Source organism: Hyphomonas sp. UBA4494, from assembly GCF_002388935.1.
Lineage (GTDB): Bacteria > Pseudomonadota > Alphaproteobacteria > Caulobacterales > Hyphomonadaceae > Hyphomonas.
Window position 1 is genome coordinate 46,647 of record NZ_DGNK01000012.1, and the last position, 23,226, is coordinate 69,872.

A 23,226-nucleotide genomic window follows, 5' to 3' on the forward strand; every position below is an offset into this window, starting at 1 on the left:
CCACCCATCTATCGCGAACGCGCATGGCCCTCCTGGGATGGCCATGCGCATCCATTTTCTGTGCCTGCCCCCTGCGCTCAGGAAGGCCGGTGTCCCTGCGGGTGACCAGCAATATGCCTGATCCGGCTGGCACATCCTGCAAATTGCGAAAGCCCGGCACCCTCCGACGTGTCAGGCGCGTGGGGCTGACACGTCGGAGACAGGCCAATCACGTCTCATGGTGTGCGGAAGAGGCGGACCGGTGATCCGGTCCATCTCCGTCGCCTAATACCAGGCCCTGAGTCCGACGAGAAAAACGATTTCCTCTCCATCTTCACCCGTCGCTTCGATCATGTCGCGGGTGTCCCCCAAGGCGCGGTGCCATTCGAGTCCGAGATAGGGCGCAAATTCCCGCCTGACCTCATATCGAAGGCGCAGTCCCGCACTGATCGAGGTTAAACCAGATCCTGTCTCACGATCCGGTACAGGCTGCGCGGAAAGCTCCGCCTCGATGCTTGGCTGAAGGATCAGCCTCTGGGTCAACAACAACTCATATTCCGCCTCTATTCGGGCGGTGAGATCACCTTGCTCACTTAGAAAGGCGGCAGTCTCGACTTCGAACCAGTAAGGCGCGAGCCCGTTCAGGGCGACCACACCATGGGCGAGGCCGTCCGGCTCGATATCGTATCGCAGGCCGGCCTGAATATCCCAAAAGGGCGCCACGGCCCGGGAGTAGAGTGCCTGGATTTCGGCTTCCTCAACGCCACCGTCCGTGAGCGAGGCATGTCCCTCGCTCTTGACCCAGAGCTTGTTGAGATCGCCGCCATACCAGGCCTGGCCATTCCAGGCGAAGCGGTCTTCCGCTTCGGCAAATTGTGCCTCAAGCTGGTTGAACATGACGTAGAAATGCTTCTGATCTCCTCCCTCTACGAGAACCCGTTGGCGGGCTTCGGCCATGACGTCCGCGCCATGAAGCGCGTCGGCCTGATTCCACGGGGGGCTTTGATGGGCTTCCTGGGTAATTGCATTCAGGGGAGCGCCTATCCCGGCACTCGAGAAAATGAGGGCACGCAGTATTCGTTTCACGAGGCTCATTGTGCGTGCCCCCCGTGATTCATGGCCTGATGGTCCATATGCATATCTGCGCCCGGCTCTGGCTCAGGCACTCCGGGGTGTTCGGGATGCGCGGCGGGAAGCACGCTCACGACCTGCATCATACCAGCATGCATATGATAGAGCAGGTGGCAGTGAAATGCCCAGTCCCCGACATGTTCGGCGGTAATATCTACACTGACCTTGTCTGCGGGTTTGACTGTTACGGTGTGCTTGCGCGGCTTGTGATGGCCGCCGCCATTGACGAGATCGAAGAACATTCCGTGCAAATGAATGGGATGCGGCATCATCGTGTCATTGATCAGGGTGAGCCGTAACCTTTCGCCCTCATAGAACTTGATGGATTGCGTAACTTCCGAGAACTTCACCCCGTCGAACGACCACATATAGCGTTCCATGTTCGAGGTCAGATGGATGACGATCTCGCGACCGGGGGGGCGGTGATCCTCGTTCATGTCGAGGGCCCGCAGCTGGCTATAGGTCAGTGTTCGGTGCGGCACGTCCTCGAGGCCGATACCCGGCTCCTCGAGCCGGCTCATCGCCATCGCGGCGATGTTCACCACGCCTGGACCGCGTTTGATATCTGCTTCGATCCTGACGGGCTGGATGGCGGGACCGTCGGGATCGGGTTTCATGGGCATGGCGCCCATGTCGTGCCCGCTCATGTCATGACCGGGCTGCGCCGTGCCGGATTCAGATCCGGCATCATGGCTCATGCCTGGCATGTCGCCATGGGCCATGCCCATGTCCCGCATGGTCAGTATTGGCACGGGCCGGAGGGCGGGGGCCGTGGCTTTCATCCCGGCACGCGGGCCGAGTGTGGCAACGGCCTGGCCCGTCCGGTCAATCGATTCGGCAACGAATGCATAGGCCCGGGCCTCGGTTGGCGCGACGATCACGTCATAGGTTTCCGCAACTCCCATCTGAAATTCATCGGTCTCGACCGGCTGGATATTCAGGCCGTCGGCCTGGACCACTGTCATTGGCAAGCCCGGGAGGCGGACATTGAAGAGGGTCATGGCGGAGGCGTTGATGATGCGCAGGCGAACCCGTTCGCCCGGCTGGAAGGCCATGTTGAAATTGTCGACCGTCGCATGTCCATTGATGAGATAGGTATATGTTTCCCCTGACACATCGGCGATATCCCTCGGGCTCATCCTCATCTGGCCCCACATGCCGCCAAGACCGACCGGATTGGAGAGGGTCGGCCGGTTATAGTTCAGGCTTTCCGGATTCTTCTTCAACTGGGCGAAGATCCGGTGCGGATGGGTGAAGCTCCAGTCGCTGAGCACAAGGACATATTCCCGGTCATAGAGAACCGGATCCGGATCGGCAGGATCAATTATGATCGGGCCGTAATGGCCGAGCTGTTCCTGAAGACCCGAATGGGAGTGGTACCAATAGGTCCCGTTCTGCGGCACCTTGAATTGATACTTGAAGGTTTCGCCCGGTCTTATGCCCGGAAAGCTGAGTCCGGGCACGCCGTCCATGTGGAATGGCACAAGCAGCCCATGCCAGTGGACCGACGTATCCTCCTGGAGGCGGTTCGTCACGTTGAGCGTGACATCATCGCCTTCCCGAAAGCGCAGGAGTGGACCTGGCAGGGTCCCGTTGATTCCTGTTGCCATTCCGTCTCGACCATTGATGCGCACCGGAAACCGGTCGATGTCGAGGTCAAACCGCGTGCCAGAGAGCGAGGCTATGCCGAGATTTCCGGCGCTTGCGGATCTTGCCCAGGCGGGAAGGAGCTTTGCCGAGCCCAGGACTGCTCCCGCGCCCAGCGCAGAGTGCAGCAAATGTCTTCTATTGATCACAGATATCTCCATTGAATTGAAATTGAACCAGACGGACTGTGTGCCCGGCGGGTGCGGTCTCAATTCAGGAAACGGACTTTCAAATGCAGGGGGGAGGGGGATTGCGGCCAACTTCGCCGATCCGGTACGATCCTGCGAAGCGGTGCGCGAAGAGGAATCGCGGACCAGGCCGGGTTGGCAAGCATGACTGGCGCCTTGACCCCGCTTCCGACGAGACCGGCCAGCGTACCCATCCTCTCGCCTTTTGCTGCTGCGACTGATTGCATGTCGCAATGGTCGCTCTCCTGTTCGCAGGGCGGCGTTGCATGCTTGCCATGACCGTCCGCCATCTGCGCAGTCGTGTTTTGCCCGGACCCGGCAGTTCCGGACGCGGTAACAGGACTGAGGCAGAGACTTTGCGACAGGCCGAAAAAGACGGCGACAAGGATGGAGACTATCATGTTCATCAAGTTTGAACCTACACCCCCATTGGGGGACAATTCAAGGAGCGTCATGACCAGTATGCAAGGCCTGTCTCGATTGCCAGAGCATCCTGTACCGCGCCATCATTCTCCGCCTCGACAATGTGGTTTCGGGCTTCTGCGACGAGGTCCTCCATGCCTTTGCAATGCTCCGACTAGCATTCACCATTGGCGTCTTCGATCAGCGTAACGGAGCAGACTAGCAGTCGGTGGCTCAATGAGTATGGCGAGCTGCAGGTTGACCAAGGCCAATCGGATCAAGGAGGTCGAGAAGGAGAATGCGTGGCACCGCTGGGCAACCTCGGATCTCACCTTGGATAACCAGATACTTCCGGAAGTTGTGCAGGGCGCCGTAGAGGGGCGCGGCCAAAGCGCTCTAAAGAGATACCCCTGATTGTACCGCTAGCTTGCAGCGTCGCTGCCGTTCTTCCGTTTTCCGCAAAGCTCGTGGAAGCCGCCGGCCATGAAGGAAGCCATGCGTTCCTTGGCTGCTTCGAAGTCGTCAGATTTGCAGAGCCCGTCAGACAAACGATCGATCCGACCCGTGCGGCCGAGCGTAAGCATCAAGGCGCCGGTGACGAAGTGATAGCCCCAAAACAGGTCTTCGCGCGAACAGTCGGGCAGGGCCTTTTCCAGCAGGCCAATCAGGCGCAGGACAACCTGATCAAAGTGGAAATCGAAGAGCTCTGCGCCATAGGTCGTGTTTGAAGACTGCGCACCGAGGACACCGTAATTTTTCCAGCCTTCGCCGCCCTGACTGTAAAGGTCGAGGTCCGTGTCGAGAAAGGCGCGCAGGGCCCCCTCGACAGTTGGTTTTCCACCGCTTGCCTTGTCATACTCATCAAGCGCTTTCATGCGTAGCGAACTTGTCACACTCGCCCGGCGCGCGATCACTGCATCAAAGACGCTCTTCTTGTCGTCAAAATAGTAGTTCAGCAACGTGTGGTGCACCCCCACACGTTTGGCAATGTCCTTCAGAGTGACGCCATTAAAGCCCGACTGGGCGAAAAGGTATTCCGCCTCGTCCAAAATCTGCTCCATGGTCTCGGCGCGCTGCTCAGCCTTCGTCATTCGGCGGCGGTTCGGTGCTGTCTTTGTCATTCGGTTAGTGAGCCATCTGTTTCGGTTCTCTTTGGTCAATGGCCAATTGGGCACGGTGTCAACGGTTTGCATCGCCTCAGGTGCTTGCCTGGAGGCGTTTCAGGGGCCGTGCCCGCCTTGTATGCAGCTGTGCTTGGTACAGCCATTTGTCCGGAACAGTCAAAGCTCCTCACCAAGTCATCACCGAAAAACATGGATCTTTCAACATTCATTATCTCGAGAGTGAATATTGTTGACTTTAGATTTCTTCTGGTCTCCTATCCTGCCAACAGCGGGAAAACCCGCGGAACCTCGGGAGGACAATATGACTAATCGCTTCATGGCATCCGTATCGGCAATTTCGCTTCTTGTACTGAGCGCGCCGGCCTTTGCTCAGGACGCTCCGGCACTTGATGCCGGCAACACAACGACAGAAAGCGAAGCACGCCAGGACCGCGTGATCGTTACGGCGACTCGCCGCGAGCAGAGTCTGCAGGATGTGCCGCTCGCCGTGACCGCCTGGCAGCAAGAAGCACTCAGCGAAAAGGGCATTGTCAGCTATGACGGGCTCGCCCGCGAAACGCCAGGCATCGTGCTCAATCAGCCAACGGCCAACTTCAACACCATTACCACGCGTGGCATCGCAACCAATGGCTACGGCGCCAATCTTCAGGCCGCGACCGCCATTTACATCAATGAGTTGCCGATTTCCAGCAATGGCAACTCCACGATCCTTGATCCAACTCTGTATGACGTTGAGCGCGTTGAAGTGTTGCGCGGGCCGCAGGGTACACTATTTGGCGCGAACTCTCTGTCCGGTGCCGTCCGGATTCTTACAAAAGCCCCGAATCCGAACGAGTTTGAAGCGTCGGCCCTTGTCGATTTCGGCCTCGTCGATGGCGATGCGCTTCGCCAACGTTATAATGGCATGGTCAATCTGCCGCTGGTCGATGACGAGCTGGCGTTGCGTCTTGTTGGTTTCTACCGCGATGAAGATGGCTGGGTGGACAATACCGGCACAGGCATTGAAGGCGCAAATTCGCTCGAATCGATTGGCGGTCGTGCCCATCTGCTTTGGGAGCCGACGAATAATTTCGATATCGGCTTGCTCGTCATACACGAGGACAACAAGCCTGCTGATTCCGGCCTCACCAATCCCGACCGGGGCGACTATATCCGCTTCACCGAGCGGCCTGACCTCTTTCAGTCTAACTTCACCAGCTACAATTTGACCGGCAATTACGAGATGGACTGGGCAACCCTGACCAGTTCGTCGACCTATTCCAAGATTGACGGCAAATTCATCGTCGACCTGGCCGGTACGTTCAACCAGGCTATCCCCTTTGCGCTCGACGCCGTCGGCTATGATGAGAATTTCGTCCAGGAAGCCCGCCTCGCCTCAGCTGATGGCGGCGACTGGGACTGGATCATCGGTGGCTTCCACTTCAACAAGCGGCGCGATATCGACTACGACTACCGCTCCTCGACAGAGTTCCTTCAAGCACGTAATCTCACCGGGCTTCCGAACGAGTATTATCAGAGCTTCGCAGGCTATTTCGATGCGATCGAATCGGCTGCTTTCGGTGAGCTGACATACCGGTTCTCTGACCAATTCTGGATGACGGGGGGGCTTCGCTACACCGAAACTTCCGTACAGTCCTTCACCCTGCCGGGGGGATACAATTCAAACTATCTGGGCGTCGCTTTGGGCGGATTTACGGATCTCGAGCTGACCGTCTTCCCGGTCGTAGCTGCTGAAGGCCTCAAGGTCAAAGCTGACAACGTTTCCTACAAGGCCAGCGCATCCTGGAAGCCGATGGAGAATCTTACGACTTACGCATCGGTCGCTACAGGCTTCCGTTCGCCGGTTGCAAATGCGCGCGCTGGCGCCGTCAGTGTTGTGAACCCTAACGACCTTGTCATCCCGGACGGCGCGAATTCCGACGAACTGATCAACTATGAAGTCGGCATGAAGGGTACTTTCCTGAATGGGAAGCTGACCTCAAATCTCGCGGCCTATTACATCATCTGGTCAGACATCCAGGTACAGGCCAATCGGCTTTCAGATCAGGTGCAGTTTGCCACCAATATTGGTGAAGCCGTCAGCCAGGGGCTAGAATTCGAAGCCGGCTATTATCCGGGCAACGGATTCAGCCTGTTCGTGAACGGATCTCTAAACGACACCGAAATCACTGAGCTGACGCCTGAGGAAGCCGCGATTTCCGGCGCCGAGCTTGGCCTTCAACTCGCCATGCCGAACTTCCAGGGTGCCGCCACAGCACGCTATGACTACAATGTCGGAGAGATGGACGCTTTCTTCTCGGGTACAGCCGCATATGTCGGTGATTTCCCGGCCTTGCTGCCAAATGTGCCGGGCCAACCAAATGTGCCGGCCCCGACCTTCGATTATACCGACGCCTACACCGTCGTGAATCTTCAGGCGGGTCTTTCGAAGGATAATTGGCAGCTGACTGGCTATGTCGAGAATCTCTTCGACGACAACTCGATCACCTACGTGCACCCGGAATCCTTTGTCGACGCTCGCTATGCGCGCCAGCGCCCACAGACGGTGGGTGTCCGCGTCAGCGTTGAATACTGATTGGGGGCAGGGCTGTGCTGAATATTGGTAGAATGCTGGAGGGCGGCAGAACGCCCCCCGTGTTCGGCAGGGTACTCGCCTCGTCTATCCTTGCGTGGACCCTGCTCTGGCAGGCTGGCTGTGCAGCGAGTGATGGATTGCAGGCGAGCGCCGCCGACCCGAAACCCAACGCCGTCACAGAAGCGCCCGTCGGTTCGCTGCAGGGTGAAGCAGGGGATGGGGTGACTGTCTATCGGGGTATTCCGTTCGCGCTTGCGCCCGTCGGCGAGCGGCGCTGGGCCTTGCCGGAGGCCTTCCCGGACTGGGAAGGCGTCCGCCAGGCAATCGAGTTCGGTCCGGCCTGTCCACAGCCTGGCGCGCGCCCGGGAAGCATCTACTATGAGAAGCTAGGTGAGGTGAGCGAGGATTGCCTTAGCCTCAATGTCTGGGTGCCGGACGGCGCGGATGATGCTCCTGTCTTCGTCTGGATCCATGGCGGCTCGCTGGTTACCGGCACCAGCAGTCAGGCAATGTACGACGGCGCAAACCTTGCCCGTGAAACGGGGCTCGTCGTCGTCACAATCAATTACCGGCTCGGCGTGCTCGGCTATCTTGCCCATCCGGAACTCAGCGCCGAGTCGCCGCAGAATATCTCGGGCAATTATGGCCTGAAAGATCAGGCTGCAGCCCTGAAATGGATCAAGCGCAATATCGCTGCCTTTGGCGGGAACTCGGACAATGTCACAATTGCAGGTGAATCCGCTGGCGCTCTCAGTGTCGTCCTGCTCATGGTCTCGCCAGAAGCGCGCGGTCTGTTCGACAAGGCAATCGCCGAGAGTGCCTATATGGTTTCCATGGCTCCTCTGAGAGGTACGGTGAGCGGCCATCCGTCGGCTGAAGAAGCAGGCGTTGCCCTTCAGGAAAAGACGAAAGCTGCCTCCTTGGCTGAGCTGCGTGAGATGGACGCCGACGAGTTGGTCTCGATTGCAGGCCGCAACGCCTTCGTCCCGTTCGGCGTTATCGACGATGTCTGGCTGAAAGATCAGATGCCTGCGACGTTCGACAAGGGCGAGCAGGCACAGGTCCCCGTGCTCGCCGGCTTCAATGAGGGCGAGATACGCTCGCTTCGTTTCCTTTTGCCGTCGGTGCCAGGAAGCGACGCCTATGAGACGGCGATCCGGTCCACTCATGGCGAGTTGGCAGACCGTTTCCTTGAGACCTATCCGGCCGACAATCCCGAAGCCAGCATGCTCGCGACCACGCGTGACGCCATGTATGGCTGGACTGCGGAGCGGCTTGTTGCCTCGCAGACGGCGGCTAGCCAGCCCTCCTATTTCTACTTTTTCGATCATACGTATCCGGTCGCCGACAAGCTTGGCCTTCGCGCCTTTCATGCGATGGAAATTCCTTATGTCTTCGGCACGCTTTTCGACATTCCCGAGCCGTGGCCACAGGCCCCGCGCAAGCAGTCCGAACGCGAACTAATGAATGCTATGATGCACTATTGGGCGAGCTTTGCCCGAGAAGGAGCCCCGTCCGCTGAAGGCGCGCCGGACTGGCCGGCTTATGGCAAGGACGCGACCGGCATGGTGATCTCCGAGGCGCCGAAAGCCTGGCCGGGCCTTGCCCGCGCCCGCTTCGAACTTCACGAAGCGATTGTCTGCCGCAGACGCGCCGATGGCAGCCTTCAATGGAACTGGAATGTCGGCATCATTTCCCCGCCGCTGCCGCCGGAGGTACCCGCGTGCAATTGACAGACGGCGCCATGCAAGACTTCTCGCTGACACTTGATCGAATGATCGACCATGCAGCGAAGTGGCACCCCACCAAGGATGTGGTCACGCGCCGTTTTGACGGCAGCTTCACCCGCATCGGCTATGCCGCCCTGCGCGAGCGTGCCCGTACGGTGTCTGGGGTGCTGAAAGGACTCGGCATGCAGCGCGGGCATCGCGTGGCGACGCTCGCTTGGAACAGCCAGGCCCACATGGAGTGCTGGTACGGCATCATGGGGATGGGCGCAGTGTGCCATACGCTCAATCCGCGTCTCACCGCAGAGCAGATCGCCTGGATGCTTCAGCAGTCCGGCGCGCGCATTCTGATCGTTAGTGGGGATCTGCTGCCGCTCGCCGCCGAGATCGCAGCAGAAGCCGGAACGCTGGATCATGTACTCATCATCGATCCTGTCGGGCCTGACTGCAGCGCGAATGTGGGGCTGCCGGGGGCCCGTGACCTCGAGGCGATGCTATCCAAGGCCAGTTCTGAAGGTATCATCTGGGGCGACTTTCCAGAGACCACACCGTGTGGTCTCTGCTTCACCTCGGGCACCACGGGACGCCCGAAAGGCGTCACCTACACCCATCGCGGCAGCTATCTGCACACGCTCCGCCAGCTTCAGGCCGATGTCAGCGGGCTCAACTCGCATGATGTCATCATGCCCGTCGTACCGATGTTTCATGCCAACGCCTGGGGCCTGCCATATTCAGCACCAGCGACAGGCGCGCGGCTGGTCTTCTGCGGCCGCCAGGCAGATGGCGCGACCCTCGCCGATCTGATCGTCCGAGAAGGGGTCACCATTGCTGTCGGGGTGCCGACGCTCTGGCTGGACGTCTTCGATCATCTCGATGCAAACGGGTTGGATGTGCCGAGTCTCAGGCGGATCATGGTCGGTGGCGCTCCGATGAGTAGTGCTCTGATGCGCCGGATTGAGGCACGGGGCATCGCCGTCCAGACAACATGGGGCATGACCGAACTCTCTCCACTTGGTACGGCCGCTCCGCCCGGAGATGTCCGCTCATCAGACACGGCAGGCCGTCCGGCGCTTGGCGTCGATCTGATGCTCACCGATCATGAAGGCACGCCCCTCGATGAGCAGCGCGGGCACGAAGGCCATCTCTGGGTGCGCGGCCCTTCCGTAGTCGAGCGCTATTTCGGCCAAGCTGAAGCCGCGACGCGCGATGGCTGGTTCCTGACAGGCGACCTTGCTGAAATCAGTGAAGACGGCCAGCTTTTCATTACGGGCCGGGCCAAGGATCTGATCAAGTCCGGCGGAGAATGGATCAATCCCACCGAGATCGAAGCGCTCGTCTCCGGCCTGCCGGAAGTCGCCTTCGCCGCTGTCGTCGGGCGCGAGCATGAAAAATGGGGCGAGCGCCCTGTACTGCTTGTCCAGTTCCGCGATGGCGAGAGCCTTGAAGATAACAACTTGCTGGAGGCGCTAAGGGATCGTGTGCCCTCCTGGTGGCTGCCTGATGAGGTGATCCGTGTGCCAATCATGCCACTCGCTGGCACTGGAAAGATCGACAAGATTCGCCTTCGCAGCCTTTATGGATCAGCCTGACACGGGAGGAGCTTACAATTGACACGCTTGAAACCGACCCTCATCGCCGTTGGCCTCGCCGCGCTCACGCTCTCCGGATGCTCGGCCAAAGAGGCTAAGTCCTCCCAGACGGCACTCGCAGAGAAAATCGTCCTGCCGGGCCCTGTTGTCAGCGTCGCGCAGGGCAAGATCGAAGGTGTGAACCAGGACGGCATCAATGTTTTCCGCGGAATTCAGTATGCCGCCCCCCCGGTTGGTGAATTGCGCTGGGCGCCGCCGATTGCGCCTGCTGCGTGGGAGTGGGTTCGCGACGCCAGCGACTTCGGGCCGAGCTGTATCCAGCCACCGGTGCCGCCTGTCAGCGTCTATTATGATCCGCCAGAAAGCGCGTCGGAAGACTGCCTTTCCCTCAATGTCTGGGCACCTGAACACGCAGAAGATGCGCCGGTCATCGTCTGGATCCACGGCGGATCGCTTCGTATCGGCGGTGCCGCGCAGCCTGTCTATGATGGCACGGCTTATGCCGAGCGGAATGTGGTCTTCGTTTCAATCAACTACCGTCTCGGCGTGCTCGGCTGGCTCGCACATCCCGAGCTAATTGAGGAGAGCCCGGGGGGACTGTCGGGTAATTATGGCCTGATGGACCAGATTGCCGCGCTCGAATGGGTTCAGGACAATATCGACCAGTTTGGCGGTGACCCGTCCAACGTCACCGTGATGGGTGAATCCGCGGGCGCGCTCAGCGTGACCTATCTGCTCACAAGCCCGATTGCCGAGGGCCTGTTCGACAAGGCGATCATCCAGTCGACCAATACCCGCAATTTCGCAGAGCTCGGTGAAGCAAGCTACGACCTGCCGGCTGCAGAGATGGAGGGCGTAAACCTGTTCAAGACACTCGAACTGAAAACGCTGGACGCCGCGCGCGCCGCAGACCCGCAGGAGCTCACCAATCGGAGCACAATGGCAGGCTATGCCCCCGCCGGGACGATTGATGGCACTTACGTACCGCGCCAGCTAAATGAGGCGTTTGACGATGGCGAATTCGCGAAAGTGCCCGTGCTCGCAGGATTCAATAGCGGCGAAGCGCGCACCTATCGAATGCTCCTGCCCAGGAAGCCGAAGACGCCCGAGGCCTACGAAGACGCGATACTTGCGCGCTATGGCAACGAGGCGGAGGCCTTTCTCGCGCTCTACCCGGCCGATGACGTGGAAGAATCCATGCTGGCTGTGAACCGCGACAATGTTTTCGGCTGGTCAACCGAACGTATCGTACGCAGCGCGGCGCAAGCGGGCGAACCCGCCTATCTCTACGTCTTCGATCATTGCTATCCGGCTATGGAAGCGCGCGACCTCTGCGCCTTCCATGCGAGCGAAGTGCCCTTCGTGTTCGGCACGGTCGGCAACCCGGAATCCTATCCGCCGCGATGGCCGCAGCCGGAGGTGGACGAGGCTGAAGCGCTGGCCTCAGTTCTGGTCGACTACTGGGCTTCTTTTGCTTCGACAGGCCGGCCTGAAAGCGCCAATGGGCCTGACTGGGCGCCCTATAGTGACGACGAGGCCTATCTCCATATCGGGGATAAGCCGGAGCTGCGCCATGACGCCTATTCCGGCATGTTCGAATTCCATGAGGCGCTTTACCAGAAGCGGCGTGCGGCCGGCGAAGGCTGGTTCATGCGCGTCGGGCTGAATGCAGAGCTGATCGAGTAGGCGCGGACAGCCTCAATGGCCGGCCTTGTTCGGCGCAATCAGGGTCATCTCTGTCTCGTAATTGTCGGACCAGTTTTGCGGCGGCAGGGGCAGGGCGCGGCTCTCGCGCTCGCGCGCCGGCGTGAAGGCCGGGCGGGGGTCTGCCGAGCGCACCTGTTCGAGCCAGATGACTCCGTCATATTTGCCGCTGTTTCCGCGGGTTGTGACGAGATCGAGATCGCCATCATCGTCCATGTCGGTCGCAGTGAACGCGTCATACATTCCACGTACGCGCCGCGAAATGTCATGGCGTGTCCACTCCGTCGTCGGATCTCCGGTATTTTCGAACCACACGATCCGGCCTACCGAAGAAGACGCTGTCACTTTGGGCTCGTCATAGTCGCGCGACGCGCCGGAATAGCCGCCTTCCAGGATATTGAGCCCTGAATAGCCGCCTGTGATTGCGTCGAGGTCACCATCGCCATCAATGTCTGCAAGTTCGATCCCGATGATGACGTCCGGCAAGATGTCGCCGATGCGATAGTGGACCCATGGCTCGTCGAGGCTTTCGGGTTGTTTTAGCCAGCCAAGCGAGGCCATGAGCGGCGAGCCATTCACGGGGAACGGTGTCTCATAAACCGCAACAGCGAGGTCGAGCCTGCCGTCGCCATCAATGTCCTCAAAGTCGCTCTGAAAGGCGCTGGACGTACGTTGCCAACCTTCGGGCGCTATGAGGCCGGGTATAATTTCGATCGTGTGCGGCAATACTTCTATGCCGCCTCCCTCGCGCGGACCCGTATTCTCCAGCATTGTCATTGTCTGGCGGAGGCGGGCGGCAGCGAGCACATCCATGTCGCCATCGCCGTCCACATCGACTGGCATGGCCGTGTTAGGCACGACTTCGCGCGAGAGAATCTGCTCTCGCCAGCTTGAAGGCTCCAGCGGGTCGCCCTCAATCAGGAAAAGCGAAGTCGGTCGTGATGCAGAGGGAAGCGATGGATCAATAATGTCTGACGCGCCCTTGTTTGCACCGAGCACATCCATCTTCCCATCGCCATCGACATCGGCGATGAAGGCACGCAGCCAGGAGCCACGATCCTGTGTGACCGGCGGAATGAGGTTCTGCCAGGACTCAGACCGCGCGGTCTCGCCCGGGTTTTGGAAATAGATGAGATGGGCCTCTTCGCAGGCTGCGACGAGATCCGGCCAGCCATCACCATTTAGATCGCCCACGGCCACGTCTTCGATTGCCGCGACCTCCGCGCCCTCGCCAATCGTTACATTGACCCAGACATCCGGACCATCTGTCGCGAAGGCGATACGCAGATGGTTGGAATCCTCATGGACCGAAACGATGTCGGTCCGACCGTCGCCGTCCATGTCAGCCATTTGGAACCCGTCGCCGCCGCGGATCGGGATGCCGCCATTCATGTCTTCATCATCGACCCGATGCTCGATCCAGGAGATGAACTGCCCGTTCGGCGTTTTCGCCCGTGTCGGCGTGTCGGCGACGCTCATCACTGAAGCTGGCATCTGCGCGCAGGCGGCGAGCGCCAACACTAGCGTGGAGGCGCTCGCGATCCGCATCAGACTTGCCGCCTGGCGATATCTTCGCGGACCTTGTTCGCCGCCAGAATGTAGTGGGTGACCGACCATATCGCCGCGACCGTACCACAGATCAGCATGGCCGTGCCAAGCGGCGCCACCATGCCATTCCGGGTGAAAACATCGCTGAGGAAGCCGACGATGACAGGGCCAAGACCGAGCCCGATCAGGTTCAGCACGAAGAATAGCACCGCCGATGTCATTGCTCGCATCCGTCCGTTGACGAGATTGTGCGAGACGGCCAGGACCGCGCCGAGATAGGCGGCGGAAAGGAAGTGGAAGGGCGCTGTCATGATCAGGGCGAAATAGACCTCGCCGGAGAGCAATATTGCGAGCTGCACCGGAACAAGAAGTGAAGTCAGGATGGCGGGCACCCAGAGATACCAGCGCACATCCTTTGCCCCGAACTTGTCAGCCATCCAGCCGCCGCAGAAGGAGCCAAGCCCGCCGCCAAATCCGGTGGTGAGTGCCATCCAGGCGCCGATCGTGCCGATGTCGAGCTCGTAGGTTCGCAGAAAGTAGGAGGGCAGCCAATTGCCGATGCCGTAGATGATGAAGGCTTGCATACTGGCGGCCAGCGCAATGTGTCGGAAAGAAATGCGCGACCAGAGTAGTCGGGCCACATCCCCAATCGGTGGGGCAGGCTCGACCGCTTTCGTGTCGCCTTCGGACCAGCCGCGGATCGGTTCACGAACCGTCAGGAGAACGAGCAGGGCGAGTGCGACCCCCGGAATACCGACCACGAAGAAGGCAAGGCGCCAACTGAACGCGTCGGCCAGGAAACCGCCTGCTGCAAAGCCAATCAGGATGCCGATATAGATACCGATGGAATAGACCGACAGGGCAAGCGCCCGATTCTTTGGCTTGAAGATATCCGAAATCATAGAGTGCGCCGGCGGGCTGCCACCCGCCTCGCCGACACCGACACCGACACGCGCGAGCAGAAGATGGGTGTAGTTTGCCGCAAGCCCGCACATGGCGGTCATCACGCTCCAGATCGTCAGCGCGAGGGCGATGATGGTTCGCCGGTTTCCCTTGTCAGCCCAGCGGGCGATTGGAATACCGCAGATGACGTAGAATAGCGCGAAGGCAAAGCCTGTCAGCAGGCCGAGCTGTGTGTCCGAAAGGTTCAGTTCCGCCTTGATCGGCTCCTGCAGGATGACGAGTAGCTGGCGATCCACAAAGTTGAAGACATAAACGACAGTCAGGACCGCCAGCACATAATAGCGATAGAATGGCTGGGTATAAGGGGTATTGGTCGTGTCAGCGTCGTCGTCTGGTGATTTTTCGTGGGCAGTTTCCGCACGTGGCGCATGGATAGTCATATGTCCTCCCGCGGGCTTCAACGTCCCGTCATTTGCTTCGTTCTAGAGGGATCTCCGGAACAAACTTGTATCTGGGAAAGATACTCACTCAATCGAGAGTGAAGTCAATATCCCTATTCATTTGAGCCAGCAATCCTTGGGTTTAGTAGCGGCTTTGATCGCGCGGGCTTGCGCTTCGGAACTAGGCGCTCCGTCCGATATAGCCCAAGCTGGTTGCTACACGGACGGCTTGAGCGCGACCGGAAACCGACAGCTTTTGCCCTGCATTTGTTAGATGAAAGCGAATCGTAGGCACAGAAATTCCCATAATCGTTGCGATCTCGCTGTCCGTTTTGCCAATGGCAGCCCATTTCAGGCACTGGATCTCTCTGCGCGTCAGATCGACCAGTTCTGGGAGGGCAATATGTGAGTCATTTTCCCGGTAGGCGGAAAGAAATTTGAGCGTCAGTTGATGCATGCTTGCAGCGTGCGCTATGAATGTTTTCGCAATGTCCGCAACCGCTTTGTCGCCAGCCCAGACGATCGCGCCCAGCACGCCATAAGGCATGTAACATGGGCAAATAATTGCACTGGCAACCCCGTACGCATCATATTCAGCATTCTCGTTGAAGACGTCCAGCGCTCGGTTCGCTCGCCAGCTCTTCAATGCCTTGCCGTCAAAATAGAAGGGTTCGGCACAGATTCGCGCCGCTTGGACAAATCCTGAGCGGAGGGCGAAAGTGCGATCATCCCAATAGTGGAAATCCGGATCGAACCATTTGAACAGGCTCTCCGCATAAGGCGAGCCATCCTTGTCAAGCATGGGGTTTGGGTCGCTGACATCCGCTGATGCGGCGATGTAGGGAAGACCTGCGCGGTTGCCAAGCTTGACAACTTCCATCGCCAAAGCGTGCACGTCATGCTCTGAGGTTTTCGGACCGGTTACCGATGGGATAGAGGGTTTCATACCTATTGGTTCTGGTAGCTTGAGCCGTGACGGTCGAAGTCGCTAGTGTTCATGGCGATCATGGGAGATATTCGATGAATCTGGGCCTATCTGATAAAGATATCGCGTTCCGCGAGGAAGTGCGAGCCTTCCTTCGCGACAATCTCACGCCCGAACTGGCCGCTGCTGGCAAAAAGGCCACTAGTGTTTTCGTGGAGCCTGAATACACACTCGCCTGGCAAAAGAAATTGCACGCGAAAGGTTGGGCGGCGCCGAGTTGGCCTGAAGCGTATGGTGGGCCCGGCTGGACGGAAATGCAGCGCTACATATTTGCATCGGAATGCGCCATCGCCGGGGCACCTCCGTTGGCACCCATGGGTCTTAACATGGTGGGACCCTGCATCATCGGATACGGGACGCCTGAACAAAAGGCATTCTTCCTGCCGCGTCTGTTGGCGGGGGACGACTATTGGTGCCAAGGGTATTCTGAACCGCAATCAGGGTCCGATCTGGCGTCTCTGTCTCTCAAGGCGGAACGAGATGACGACCATTACATCCTCAATGGATCGAAGATCTGGACGACGCATGCCCACCATGCAAACCGCATGTTCTGTCTCGTGCGAACCGACCACACGGGCAAGCCCCAGCAAGGCATCACCTTCCTCCTTCTCGAGATGTCGGCACCCGGTATCACCGTCGATCCGATCATCACATTGGCGGGCGAACATGAATTGAACCAGGTGTTCTTCGATGATGTTCGCGTTCCGGTGTCGGGCAGGCTTGGCGAGGAAAATGACGGCTGGACCGTCGCGAAGTACCTGCTGGAATTCGAACGCAGCGGCGGGTCGTCGGCCGGTCTCGAGGCGGCGCTGAATCGACTTCGCGCCCATGTTTTGGAAAGCGGTCTCGATGAGCCGGGATTACGTGCCCGGCTCGAGACAACCGCCATTCTACTCGACGCCATCCGAGTGACCGAACAGCGCATCGTGGCGTCGCTCAGCGCGGGCCGGCCGCCGGGCCCCGCCGCTTCGATGCTCAAGGTACAAAGAACGGAGATGATGCAGAAGATCGACGAGATCGCGATCGAGGCTGCAGGCCCATATGCGGCTGTTCATGAACCGGCGACCTGGCATCCGGAATCGAATCTGGACCCGGTCGGACCAGATGCGCTCAGCGTCGCCATGGCGAAATACCTCAATAATCGCGCCGGTTCGATTTATGGCGGATCGAACGAGGTCCAGCGCAACATCATGGCCAAGGCGGTGCTTGGATTGTGAGACGGCCCTATCAACCTTGATAGCTTGCCGGGAGTGACCGTTTCCGAGGAACCTCTCCCTACAGCTCCAAACATAGGAGCATAGGGAGGAAAATTTGGAAAACCGGTCTAAGTACTTGAAATCGCTATGCTTGGGAGTCTCACTCATAGCACTCTGGGCAAGCTCGCCCGCCATCGCACAAGAGGCAGACACCCCCTCCGCCGAGAGCAGCGAAGATTCGCAAAGCTCCATGAAGCTGGAGTCCATCACGGTCACGGCCCAGAGGCGGGAAGAATCCGCCAATGATGTCCCGATGTCGATCCAGGCATTTGGCGGGGACCAACTCGACACGCTCAGGGTCAATGAGGTCGATGACCTGCAAGCGCTCGTGCCAAGCTTCTCAGTCTCGCAAAGCTATCAGGGCGTGCCGACCTACACCCTCCGCGGTATCGGCTTCAATACCATCAACGTCTCTGCAACTTCGACCGTCGGCACCTATGTAGATGAAGTTGCCTATCCCTATCCCTTCATGAATTCGGGGCCGATGTTCGATATCGAGCGTATCGAGGTTTTGAAGGGGCCGCAGGGAACTTTGTTTGGCCGCAATACGACGGCGGGTCTGATCAACGTCGTGACGAACAAGCCGGTCGATGAGTTTCAGGCAAGTGTCTCCGCCGACATCGGCAACTACGACACCTGGAATCTCGAAGGCATGGTGAATGTGCCGCTTGCGGAAAACGTTCAGGCGCGTTTCGCGATCCGCAGTGAGAACAGCGACGAAGGTTGGCAGGAGTCGATTTCCCGCGGAGAAGACCGGGGAACGGTCGATAAGCTCGGCTTCCGTGCGGCGCTCGCGATTCAGCCAACAGACAAGCTCGAAATTGATCTGTCCTACAATGGCTGGATCAACAAATCCGACACGATCGCTGGGCAGGCAAGTGGCCTGACGCCCAATACCGACCCGACATTCATCGTGCCGGGAACCAACGGCCCGTCGACGGCATCAGGCTTCAACCAACCGGGCCTTGTTGACTTTATCAACAGCAACTTTCCGACCAATGCTGAACAGGCCGACTGGGCACCTTCATACCTGCGGTCAGCCGATATCGGTGCAGGCGAGGGCATTGACGGTCCGCATGAAGAGAATTCGAGCTTCGATGCCATCAAGCTTGGCGTAAGCTATGAGTTCGACAATGAGATGCGGTTGGTGTCACTGACGGGCTATAATAAGCTGGATCGAGAAGCCGTGCTCGATTGGTCTGGCGTGCCGTTTCAGATCCTGCTTCAGGACATCGAAGGCGAGATCAAATCTTTCAGCCAGGAGCTTCGCCTTGAAGGTTCAACCGACAAGGTCGACTGGTTGGTGGGGGCCTATTATGGCAAGGACGAGACCACAGACGGCAACCGCACAATGCTGCGGGACAACGCCAATTCCAACTTTGTAAGTACGGCGGCCTACCTGTTGACGGTTGACCCGACCGCTCTTGGTTTCCCGCCGCAAATGGCTGGTCTCGTCTCCTTGGTAAACGTCGACCCTGAAACAGGTCAGCCCTATTCGGCTGCCGAATTGCTCTCTTCCTTCCAGACCTATTACGATACCGGGGACTTTGAATCGACGACTACCAGCATCTTCGCAAATGCTGATTGGGAATTGACCCCGGAATTTTCCTTGACGACCGGTCTTCGTTATACGGATGACAAGCAGGAATATGTTGGTTGTTCGGGAGACGTGAATGGTTCGATGCAGCCAAACGTCAATGTATTCAACCGCGTTTTCTTCACAGCGATTTACGGTCTGGCTACGCCACCAGCGCCATTGCTCGAAAACGGATGCAATACCTACGACCTTGAGACCAACTCGTTCACTGCGGTGACATCGGACGTTAAGGAAGACAATGTTTCGTGGCGAGTGGTTGGCAATTGGACGCCAGCTTCATTGGAGAACGCGCTTTTCTTCGCATCGGTTTCCAAGGGCTACAAGTCCGCCTCAACTCCGGTTAACGCAGCCTCCAAGTCGGAACAGAATGCCCCGGCAACGCAGGAAAGCCTGCTGGCATATGAAGTTGGTGTCAAAGCTGGGCTGTTCGACCAGCGCATGCAAGCGAATGCGTCGCTGTTCTACTACGACTATACTGACAAACAGGTCTCGTCCTTCTTCCCGGACCCAATTTATCGTGCCCTGTCACGCCTTCAGAACGCCCCGGAAGGAGAGGCTTACGGTCTGGATGCGGAGCTGACATGGTTGGTGGCAGAACACCTGACGGCCATTGGCGGCCTGACGCTGTTGCAAACGGAATTCGGAACATTTGAGACGTCTGATGCCTTCGGCCTGCCGACAAATCGTCAAGGTGATCCGTTCATGTACAGCCCGGAAACGACCGCGAGCCTGACATTGATGTATGACCGACCCGTTTCGGACACACTGGGTTTCAGAAGTGCGTTGAGCGGACGTTGGCAAAGCGAGTCTACCGCGGGTGATCCAGATGACCCTCAGTATGACATAGACTCCTACGGTGTGCTCAATGGCAGCGTCGGGATCTACTCACTTAACGACAATTGGGAAGTTTCCGTCTGGGGCAAGAACCTGACCGACGAGTATTACTGGCAGCAGATCGCATCCAACGCCAACGTTGTTCTTCGGTTTGCCGGGCGTCCGCGCACGTTTGGTGCATCGCTCAGCTATCGCTTCTGATTTCCTCTGAAAACTGGCTGCGCCTCCATATCTGTGGAGGCGCAGCCTTTCTTTTTTGAGTGAATTCAAGCGTGCCGCTGAGAGGTACCCTGAGAAACCTTTGGGGTCGGGAAAACCAAATTAAACAATCGGGACTATCGGGAGAATTCAAATGAGTAACGAGGGCGCCCTTACGAGCGCGGATTTTGACCAGATGCCAACTTTGGGTGACATCGCGCGCTTCCATGCGCGTGAAAGGCCGGATGCCATTGCGCTGAGCTTTGAGGGGCGGGATACCACCTTTCGTGCGTTTGATCGTCTTACGAACAAAGTTGCAAATGCCTTGATAGCATCCGGCGTGAAGCGGGGTGAGCGCATTGCTTACATTGGCAAGAACAGCGACCACTATTTCGAACTTCTGTTCGGGGCCGCCAAGATGGGCGGTGTGACGTTGCCGATTGGATGGCGGCTCGCGCCGACGGAGATGGCCTATATTATCGGAGACGGTGAAGGATCACTCGTCTTTGTTGGTCCTGAAGTTGCTGATCAGGCCAGAGAAGCGCTCGCCGAATTGAAGCATCCCCCAAAAATCATATTCATGGAAGACGCCGGGCCCGAGGGCTTTGTCATTTGGAGGGATAGCGAAAGTGACTCAGATCCAAGTGTCCCGATAGCATCGGACGACGTTGCACTCCAATTGTATACATCGGGGACCACAGGCAGGCCAAAGGGCGCCATGCTCAGCCATGACAATCTCCTCGGCGGTCGCCGGGAATCTGTGGAGGCACACCTGCCCTGGAATGAGTGGGGGCCAGACGATGTCAGCCTCGTAGCTATGCCCGTAGGCCATATTGGCGGAACCGGCTGGGGGATTGTGGGCTTGTTCAATGGAGCGAAGGGCATCATCGCCCGAGAGTTCGACCCGTTCCGTGTGCTCGATTATATTGAGCAGGACGGCATCTCAAAAATGTTCATGGTACCTGCCGCGTTGCAGATCGTTGTGAGGCAGCCAAATGCCAGGAGCGTGGACTACTCCCGCCTGAAATACATTTTGTATGGTGCGTCGCCGATCCCTCTCGACCTGCTGCGCGAGTGCATGGAAGTCTTCGGCTGCGGCTTTTGCCAGCAGTACGGCATGACCGAGACGTGCGGAACGATCATCTACTTGCCGCCTGAGGATCATGACCCGAACGGAAACCAGCGGATGCGGGCGGCCGGTATCCCGATGCCGGGGGTGGAAATCCGTATTGAAGACAATGAGGGGAATGTGCTTGCGCCTCATCAGGTAGGCGAGGTTGTGACTCGGTCTCGTGCGAATATGAAAGGCTACTGGAATCTGGATGAGGCGACGCAAAAAACGATCACATCGGACGGATGGCTTCATACAGGAGACGCAGGCTACCTTGATGAGGACGGCTATCTCTACATCCACGATCGCGTGAACGACATGATCATTTCAGGCGGGGAGAATATCTATCCAGCTGAAGTCGAGAATGCTGTTTACGGCCATCCGGACGTTGCCGAAGTGGCAGTTATCGGCGTGCCAGATGAAAAATGGGGAGAGGCGGTGAAGGCGGTTGTGGCGCTGAAGCCCGGCGCGGCGTCAGATCCGGAATCAATCCTCGCATTCGCGCGTACGAGAATCGCGGCGTTCAAGGCTCCTAAAAGCGTTGACTTTGTCGAGGGTCTTCCCCGCAATGCGTCAGGGAAGATATTGAAACGGCAACTGCGCGAACCCTTTTGGGGCGGTAAAGACAGGGCCGTGAACTAAAAACACTTTGGGAGAAAACCATGGCCATTCAAACCCGCTTTACGAAAGAATTCGGCATCGAGCACCCTATCGTCCAAGGTGGCATGCAATGGGTCGGATACGCAGAAATGGTGGCACCCGTCGCAAATGCTGGAGGACTTGGGTTCCTGACGGCGCTGACCCAACCCACCCCGGAAGACCTTGCCAAAGAGATCGCGCGCACGAAGGAGATGACGGACAAGCCTTTCGGTGTGAACCTCACCATCCTGCCCGCAATCAAGCCACCCCCCTATGCCGAATACAGGCAGGCGATCATCGAGGGAGGGATCAAGATCGTCGAGACAGCGGGCTACAAGCCGCAGGAACATATCGACCATTTCAAACAGCATGGCATCAAGGTGATCCACAAATGCACGGCCGTGCGTCATGCGCTGTCAGCCGAGCGGATGGGCGCCGATGCGATCTCGATTGATGGGTTTGAGTGTGCGGGTCATCCAGGGGAGGATGACATTCCCGGCTTGATCCTGATCCCGGCGGCGGCACGCAAGGTCAGTGTCCCAATGCTGGCGTCTGGTGGATTTGCAGATGGCGCGGGGCTCGTCGCAGCCTTGGCGCTCGGCGCCGATGGCGTCAATATGGGGACCCGGTTTTGTGTCACGCAGGAGGCTCCGATTGACGAGGCGTTCAAGCGACAAATGGTTGAGAATGATGAGCGCATGACCAATCTGATCTTCCGGACGCTACACAATACGGCCCGGGTCATGAAAAATGCCGTGAGCGATGAGGTCGTGGAAATCGAGCGCAAGGGCGGCGCAAAGTTCGAAGACGTCCAGCACCTGGTTGCGGGAGTTCGCGGGCGAAAGGCCATGGCAGATGGAGACACGGATGGGGGAATCTGGTCGGCCGGCATGGTGCAGGGGCTGATCAACGATATTCCAACCGTGAAGGAACTTATCGACGGTATCATTTCTGACGCAGAGGCGATCATTCATGGACGCCTGGACAGGATGACAGTCTGATTAGCACGACTGTGTGGGGGCCCCTTGGGCTCTGAGGCTATATTGTTGGATCACGCTCGTCATAAGCGAGGTGTGGAGCGAAAGATCCAGTTTACTCGTCACCGGTTGAAAGCCTCCCTGGTTAGATAGGGAGGTGGCTTATTGAATGTCTTCTCGACGCAATCGATAAAAAAAGAGAAGCAAACGCAATGAGGCGAATACAAATGGACAGTCGGGGACTGGGTGCAACGCGGGCACATTCTCGCCTGTAAATTGGATCGGTGTGACTGATTGTTGTGCAAGCGAAGGGCGCCAAGCATTAGTTCTCTATTGTTTTGCACTATCCGCTTGTCTTCCATCTTTGTCTCTGATCGGTAATAGGCATGACGATGCCGTCATAGGTCATTTCGACGTCCGCCGATGGACTTTCGAGTGTAGAGCGACCGGCCAAGCTGCGCCGGTTCTGTTCCTCAAAGTTATCAAGCCCGAGCCGTTTGGGCTGGGCAAACCATCGCGGACCTTCATCATGATCTCATATTCAGACACTACTCTTTCCTCTCCCCAGCGCGGCGTATTCGCCGGATCCGCCGCGCTCCTTGCCTGTTTGCTCGCTGCCTGTGGTGGTCCGAGTACAGATGCTCCGTCAAGTTCCCCCAGTTCATCCGAGTC

At 58.3% G+C, this 23,226-nt stretch carries 15 protein-coding genes; 8 read left to right on the forward strand and 7 right to left on the reverse strand.

What is annotated here, in order from left to right:
- Positions 1-264: 264 nt before the first annotated feature.
- The 4 genes from B2P82_RS04415 to B2P82_RS04430 all read right to left on the reverse strand — a co-directional run bounded on the left by B2P82_RS04415 (position 265) and on the right by B2P82_RS04430 (position 4,468).
- Positions 265-1,074 carry a copper resistance protein B gene (locus B2P82_RS04415; RefSeq protein WP_290495411.1) on the reverse strand — a complete coding sequence of 270 codons (810 nt, stop codon included), beginning with the start codon at positions 1,072-1,074 and terminating at the stop codon, positions 265-267.
- Complete coding sequence (locus B2P82_RS04420) at positions 1,071-2,906, reverse strand: copper resistance system multicopper oxidase (protein ID WP_290495413.1); 1,836 nt, start codon at positions 2,904-2,906, stop codon at positions 1,071-1,073. The genes B2P82_RS04415 and B2P82_RS04420 overlap by 4 nt, the downstream gene beginning before the upstream one ends.
- A 59-nt stretch (positions 2,907-2,965) precedes the next feature.
- On the reverse strand, positions 2,966-3,352 hold the full coding sequence (locus B2P82_RS04425) for a hypothetical protein (protein WP_290495415.1): 387 nt from the start codon (positions 3,350-3,352) through the stop codon (positions 2,966-2,968).
- Between the two features lie 417 nt (positions 3,353-3,769).
- Positions 3,770-4,468 carry a TetR/AcrR family transcriptional regulator gene (locus tag B2P82_RS04430; RefSeq protein WP_290484239.1) on the reverse strand — a complete coding sequence of 233 codons (699 nt, stop codon included), beginning with the start codon at positions 4,466-4,468 and terminating at the stop codon, positions 3,770-3,772.
- Positions 4,469-4,772: 304 nt separating this feature from the next.
- Here B2P82_RS04430 and B2P82_RS04435 point away from each other — a divergent pair, with 304 nt between their 5' ends.
- Genes B2P82_RS04435 through B2P82_RS04450 form a run of 4 tightly spaced genes read left to right on the forward strand, consistent with a single transcriptional unit; the run spans position 4,773 to position 12,048 of the window.
- Positions 4,773-7,046: a TonB-dependent receptor gene (locus tag B2P82_RS04435; RefSeq protein ID WP_290495417.1), complete on the forward strand. Its 2,274-nt coding sequence runs from the start codon at positions 4,773-4,775 to the stop codon at positions 7,044-7,046.
- A 14-nt stretch (positions 7,047-7,060) separates the two neighbouring features.
- Positions 7,061-8,779 (forward strand): carboxylesterase/lipase family protein, encoded by a 1,719-nt coding sequence (locus tag B2P82_RS04440; protein WP_290495419.1) that lies wholly within the window; start codon positions 7,061-7,063, stop codon positions 8,777-8,779.
- Complete coding sequence (locus B2P82_RS04445; protein ID WP_349679725.1) at positions 8,776-10,362, forward strand: AMP-binding protein; 1,587 nt, start codon at positions 8,776-8,778, stop codon at positions 10,360-10,362. Before B2P82_RS04440 ends, B2P82_RS04445 begins: the two co-directional genes overlap by 4 nt.
- An 18-nt stretch (positions 10,363-10,380) precedes the next feature.
- Positions 10,381-12,048 (forward strand): carboxylesterase/lipase family protein, encoded by a 1,668-nt coding sequence (locus B2P82_RS04450; protein WP_290495423.1) that lies wholly within the window; start codon positions 10,381-10,383, stop codon positions 12,046-12,048.
- Positions 12,049-12,060: 12 nt separating this feature from the next.
- On the opposite strand, the gene B2P82_RS04455 is transcribed toward B2P82_RS04450, so the two are convergent.
- The 3 genes from B2P82_RS04455 to B2P82_RS04465 form a co-directional block, all read right to left on the reverse strand.
- Positions 12,061-13,614: an FG-GAP repeat domain-containing protein gene (locus tag B2P82_RS04455; protein WP_290495425.1), complete on the reverse strand. Its 1,554-nt coding sequence runs from the start codon at positions 13,612-13,614 to the stop codon at positions 12,061-12,063.
- Entirely contained in the window at positions 13,614-14,957 is a 1,344-nt protein-coding gene (locus B2P82_RS04460; RefSeq protein WP_206993102.1) for a spinster family MFS transporter, read from the reverse strand. Before B2P82_RS04460 ends, B2P82_RS04455 begins: the two co-directional genes overlap by 1 nt.
- A 181-nt stretch (positions 14,958-15,138) precedes the next feature.
- Positions 15,139-15,903, reverse strand: a complete 765-nt coding sequence (locus B2P82_RS04465) for a helix-turn-helix transcriptional regulator (RefSeq protein ID WP_290495427.1) — start codon at positions 15,901-15,903, stop codon at positions 15,139-15,141.
- Between the two features lie 74 nt (positions 15,904-15,977).
- On the opposite strand from B2P82_RS04465, the gene B2P82_RS04470 reads away from it, so the two are divergent.
- The 4 genes from B2P82_RS04470 (at position 15,978) to B2P82_RS04485 (ending at position 22,578) form a co-directional block, all read left to right on the forward strand.
- Positions 15,978-17,159 (forward strand): acyl-CoA dehydrogenase family protein, encoded by a 1,182-nt coding sequence (locus B2P82_RS04470; RefSeq protein WP_290495429.1) that lies wholly within the window; start codon positions 15,978-15,980, stop codon positions 17,157-17,159.
- Positions 17,160-17,388: 229 nt separating this feature from the next.
- A complete protein-coding gene (locus B2P82_RS04475; RefSeq protein ID WP_290495431.1) occupies positions 17,389-19,830 on the forward strand; it encodes a TonB-dependent receptor in 2,442 nt (813 codons plus the stop codon).
- 151 nt (positions 19,831-19,981) lie between these two features.
- A complete protein-coding gene (locus tag B2P82_RS04480) occupies positions 19,982-21,580 on the forward strand; it encodes a fatty acid--CoA ligase (RefSeq protein WP_290495433.1) in 1,599 nt (532 codons plus the stop codon).
- A 20-nt stretch (positions 21,581-21,600) separates the two neighbouring features.
- A complete protein-coding gene (locus tag B2P82_RS04485) occupies positions 21,601-22,578 on the forward strand; it encodes an NAD(P)H-dependent flavin oxidoreductase (protein WP_206993107.1) in 978 nt (325 codons plus the stop codon).
- The last annotated feature ends 648 nt before the right edge of the window (positions 22,579-23,226 follow it).

Excerpts from the sequence above, each read along its gene's own strand:
- B2P82_RS04470 (WP_290495429.1), top strand. The coding sequence starts at position 15,978 with ATGAATCTGGGCCTATCTGATAAAGATATCGCGTTCCGCGAGGAAGTG.
- B2P82_RS04465 (WP_290495427.1), bottom strand. The coding sequence starts at position 15,903 with ATGAAACCCTCTATCCCATCGGTAACCGGTCCGAAAACCTCAGAGCAT.
- B2P82_RS04480 (WP_290495433.1), top strand. The coding sequence starts at position 19,982 with ATGAGTAACGAGGGCGCCCTTACGAGCGCGGATTTTGACCAGATGCCA.
- B2P82_RS04430 (WP_290484239.1), bottom strand. The coding sequence starts at position 4,468 with ATGACAAAGACAGCACCGAACCGCCGCCGAATGACGAAGGCTGAGCAG.
- B2P82_RS04455 (WP_290495425.1), bottom strand. The coding sequence starts at position 13,614 with ATGCGGATCGCGAGCGCCTCCACGCTAGTGTTGGCGCTCGCCGCCTGC.
- B2P82_RS04415 (WP_290495411.1), bottom strand. The coding sequence starts at position 1,074 with ATGAGCCTCGTGAAACGAATACTGCGTGCCCTCATTTTCTCGAGTGCC.
- B2P82_RS04485 (WP_206993107.1), top strand. The coding sequence starts at position 21,601 with ATGGCCATTCAAACCCGCTTTACGAAAGAATTCGGCATCGAGCACCCT.
- B2P82_RS04425 (WP_290495415.1), bottom strand. The coding sequence starts at position 3,352 with ATGAACATGATAGTCTCCATCCTTGTCGCCGTCTTTTTCGGCCTGTCG.
- B2P82_RS04460 (WP_206993102.1), bottom strand. The coding sequence starts at position 14,957 with ATGACTATCCATGCGCCACGTGCGGAAACTGCCCACGAAAAATCACCA.
- B2P82_RS04475 (WP_290495431.1), top strand. The coding sequence starts at position 17,389 with ATGAAGCTGGAGTCCATCACGGTCACGGCCCAGAGGCGGGAAGAATCC.
- B2P82_RS04435 (WP_290495417.1), top strand. The coding sequence starts at position 4,773 with ATGACTAATCGCTTCATGGCATCCGTATCGGCAATTTCGCTTCTTGTA.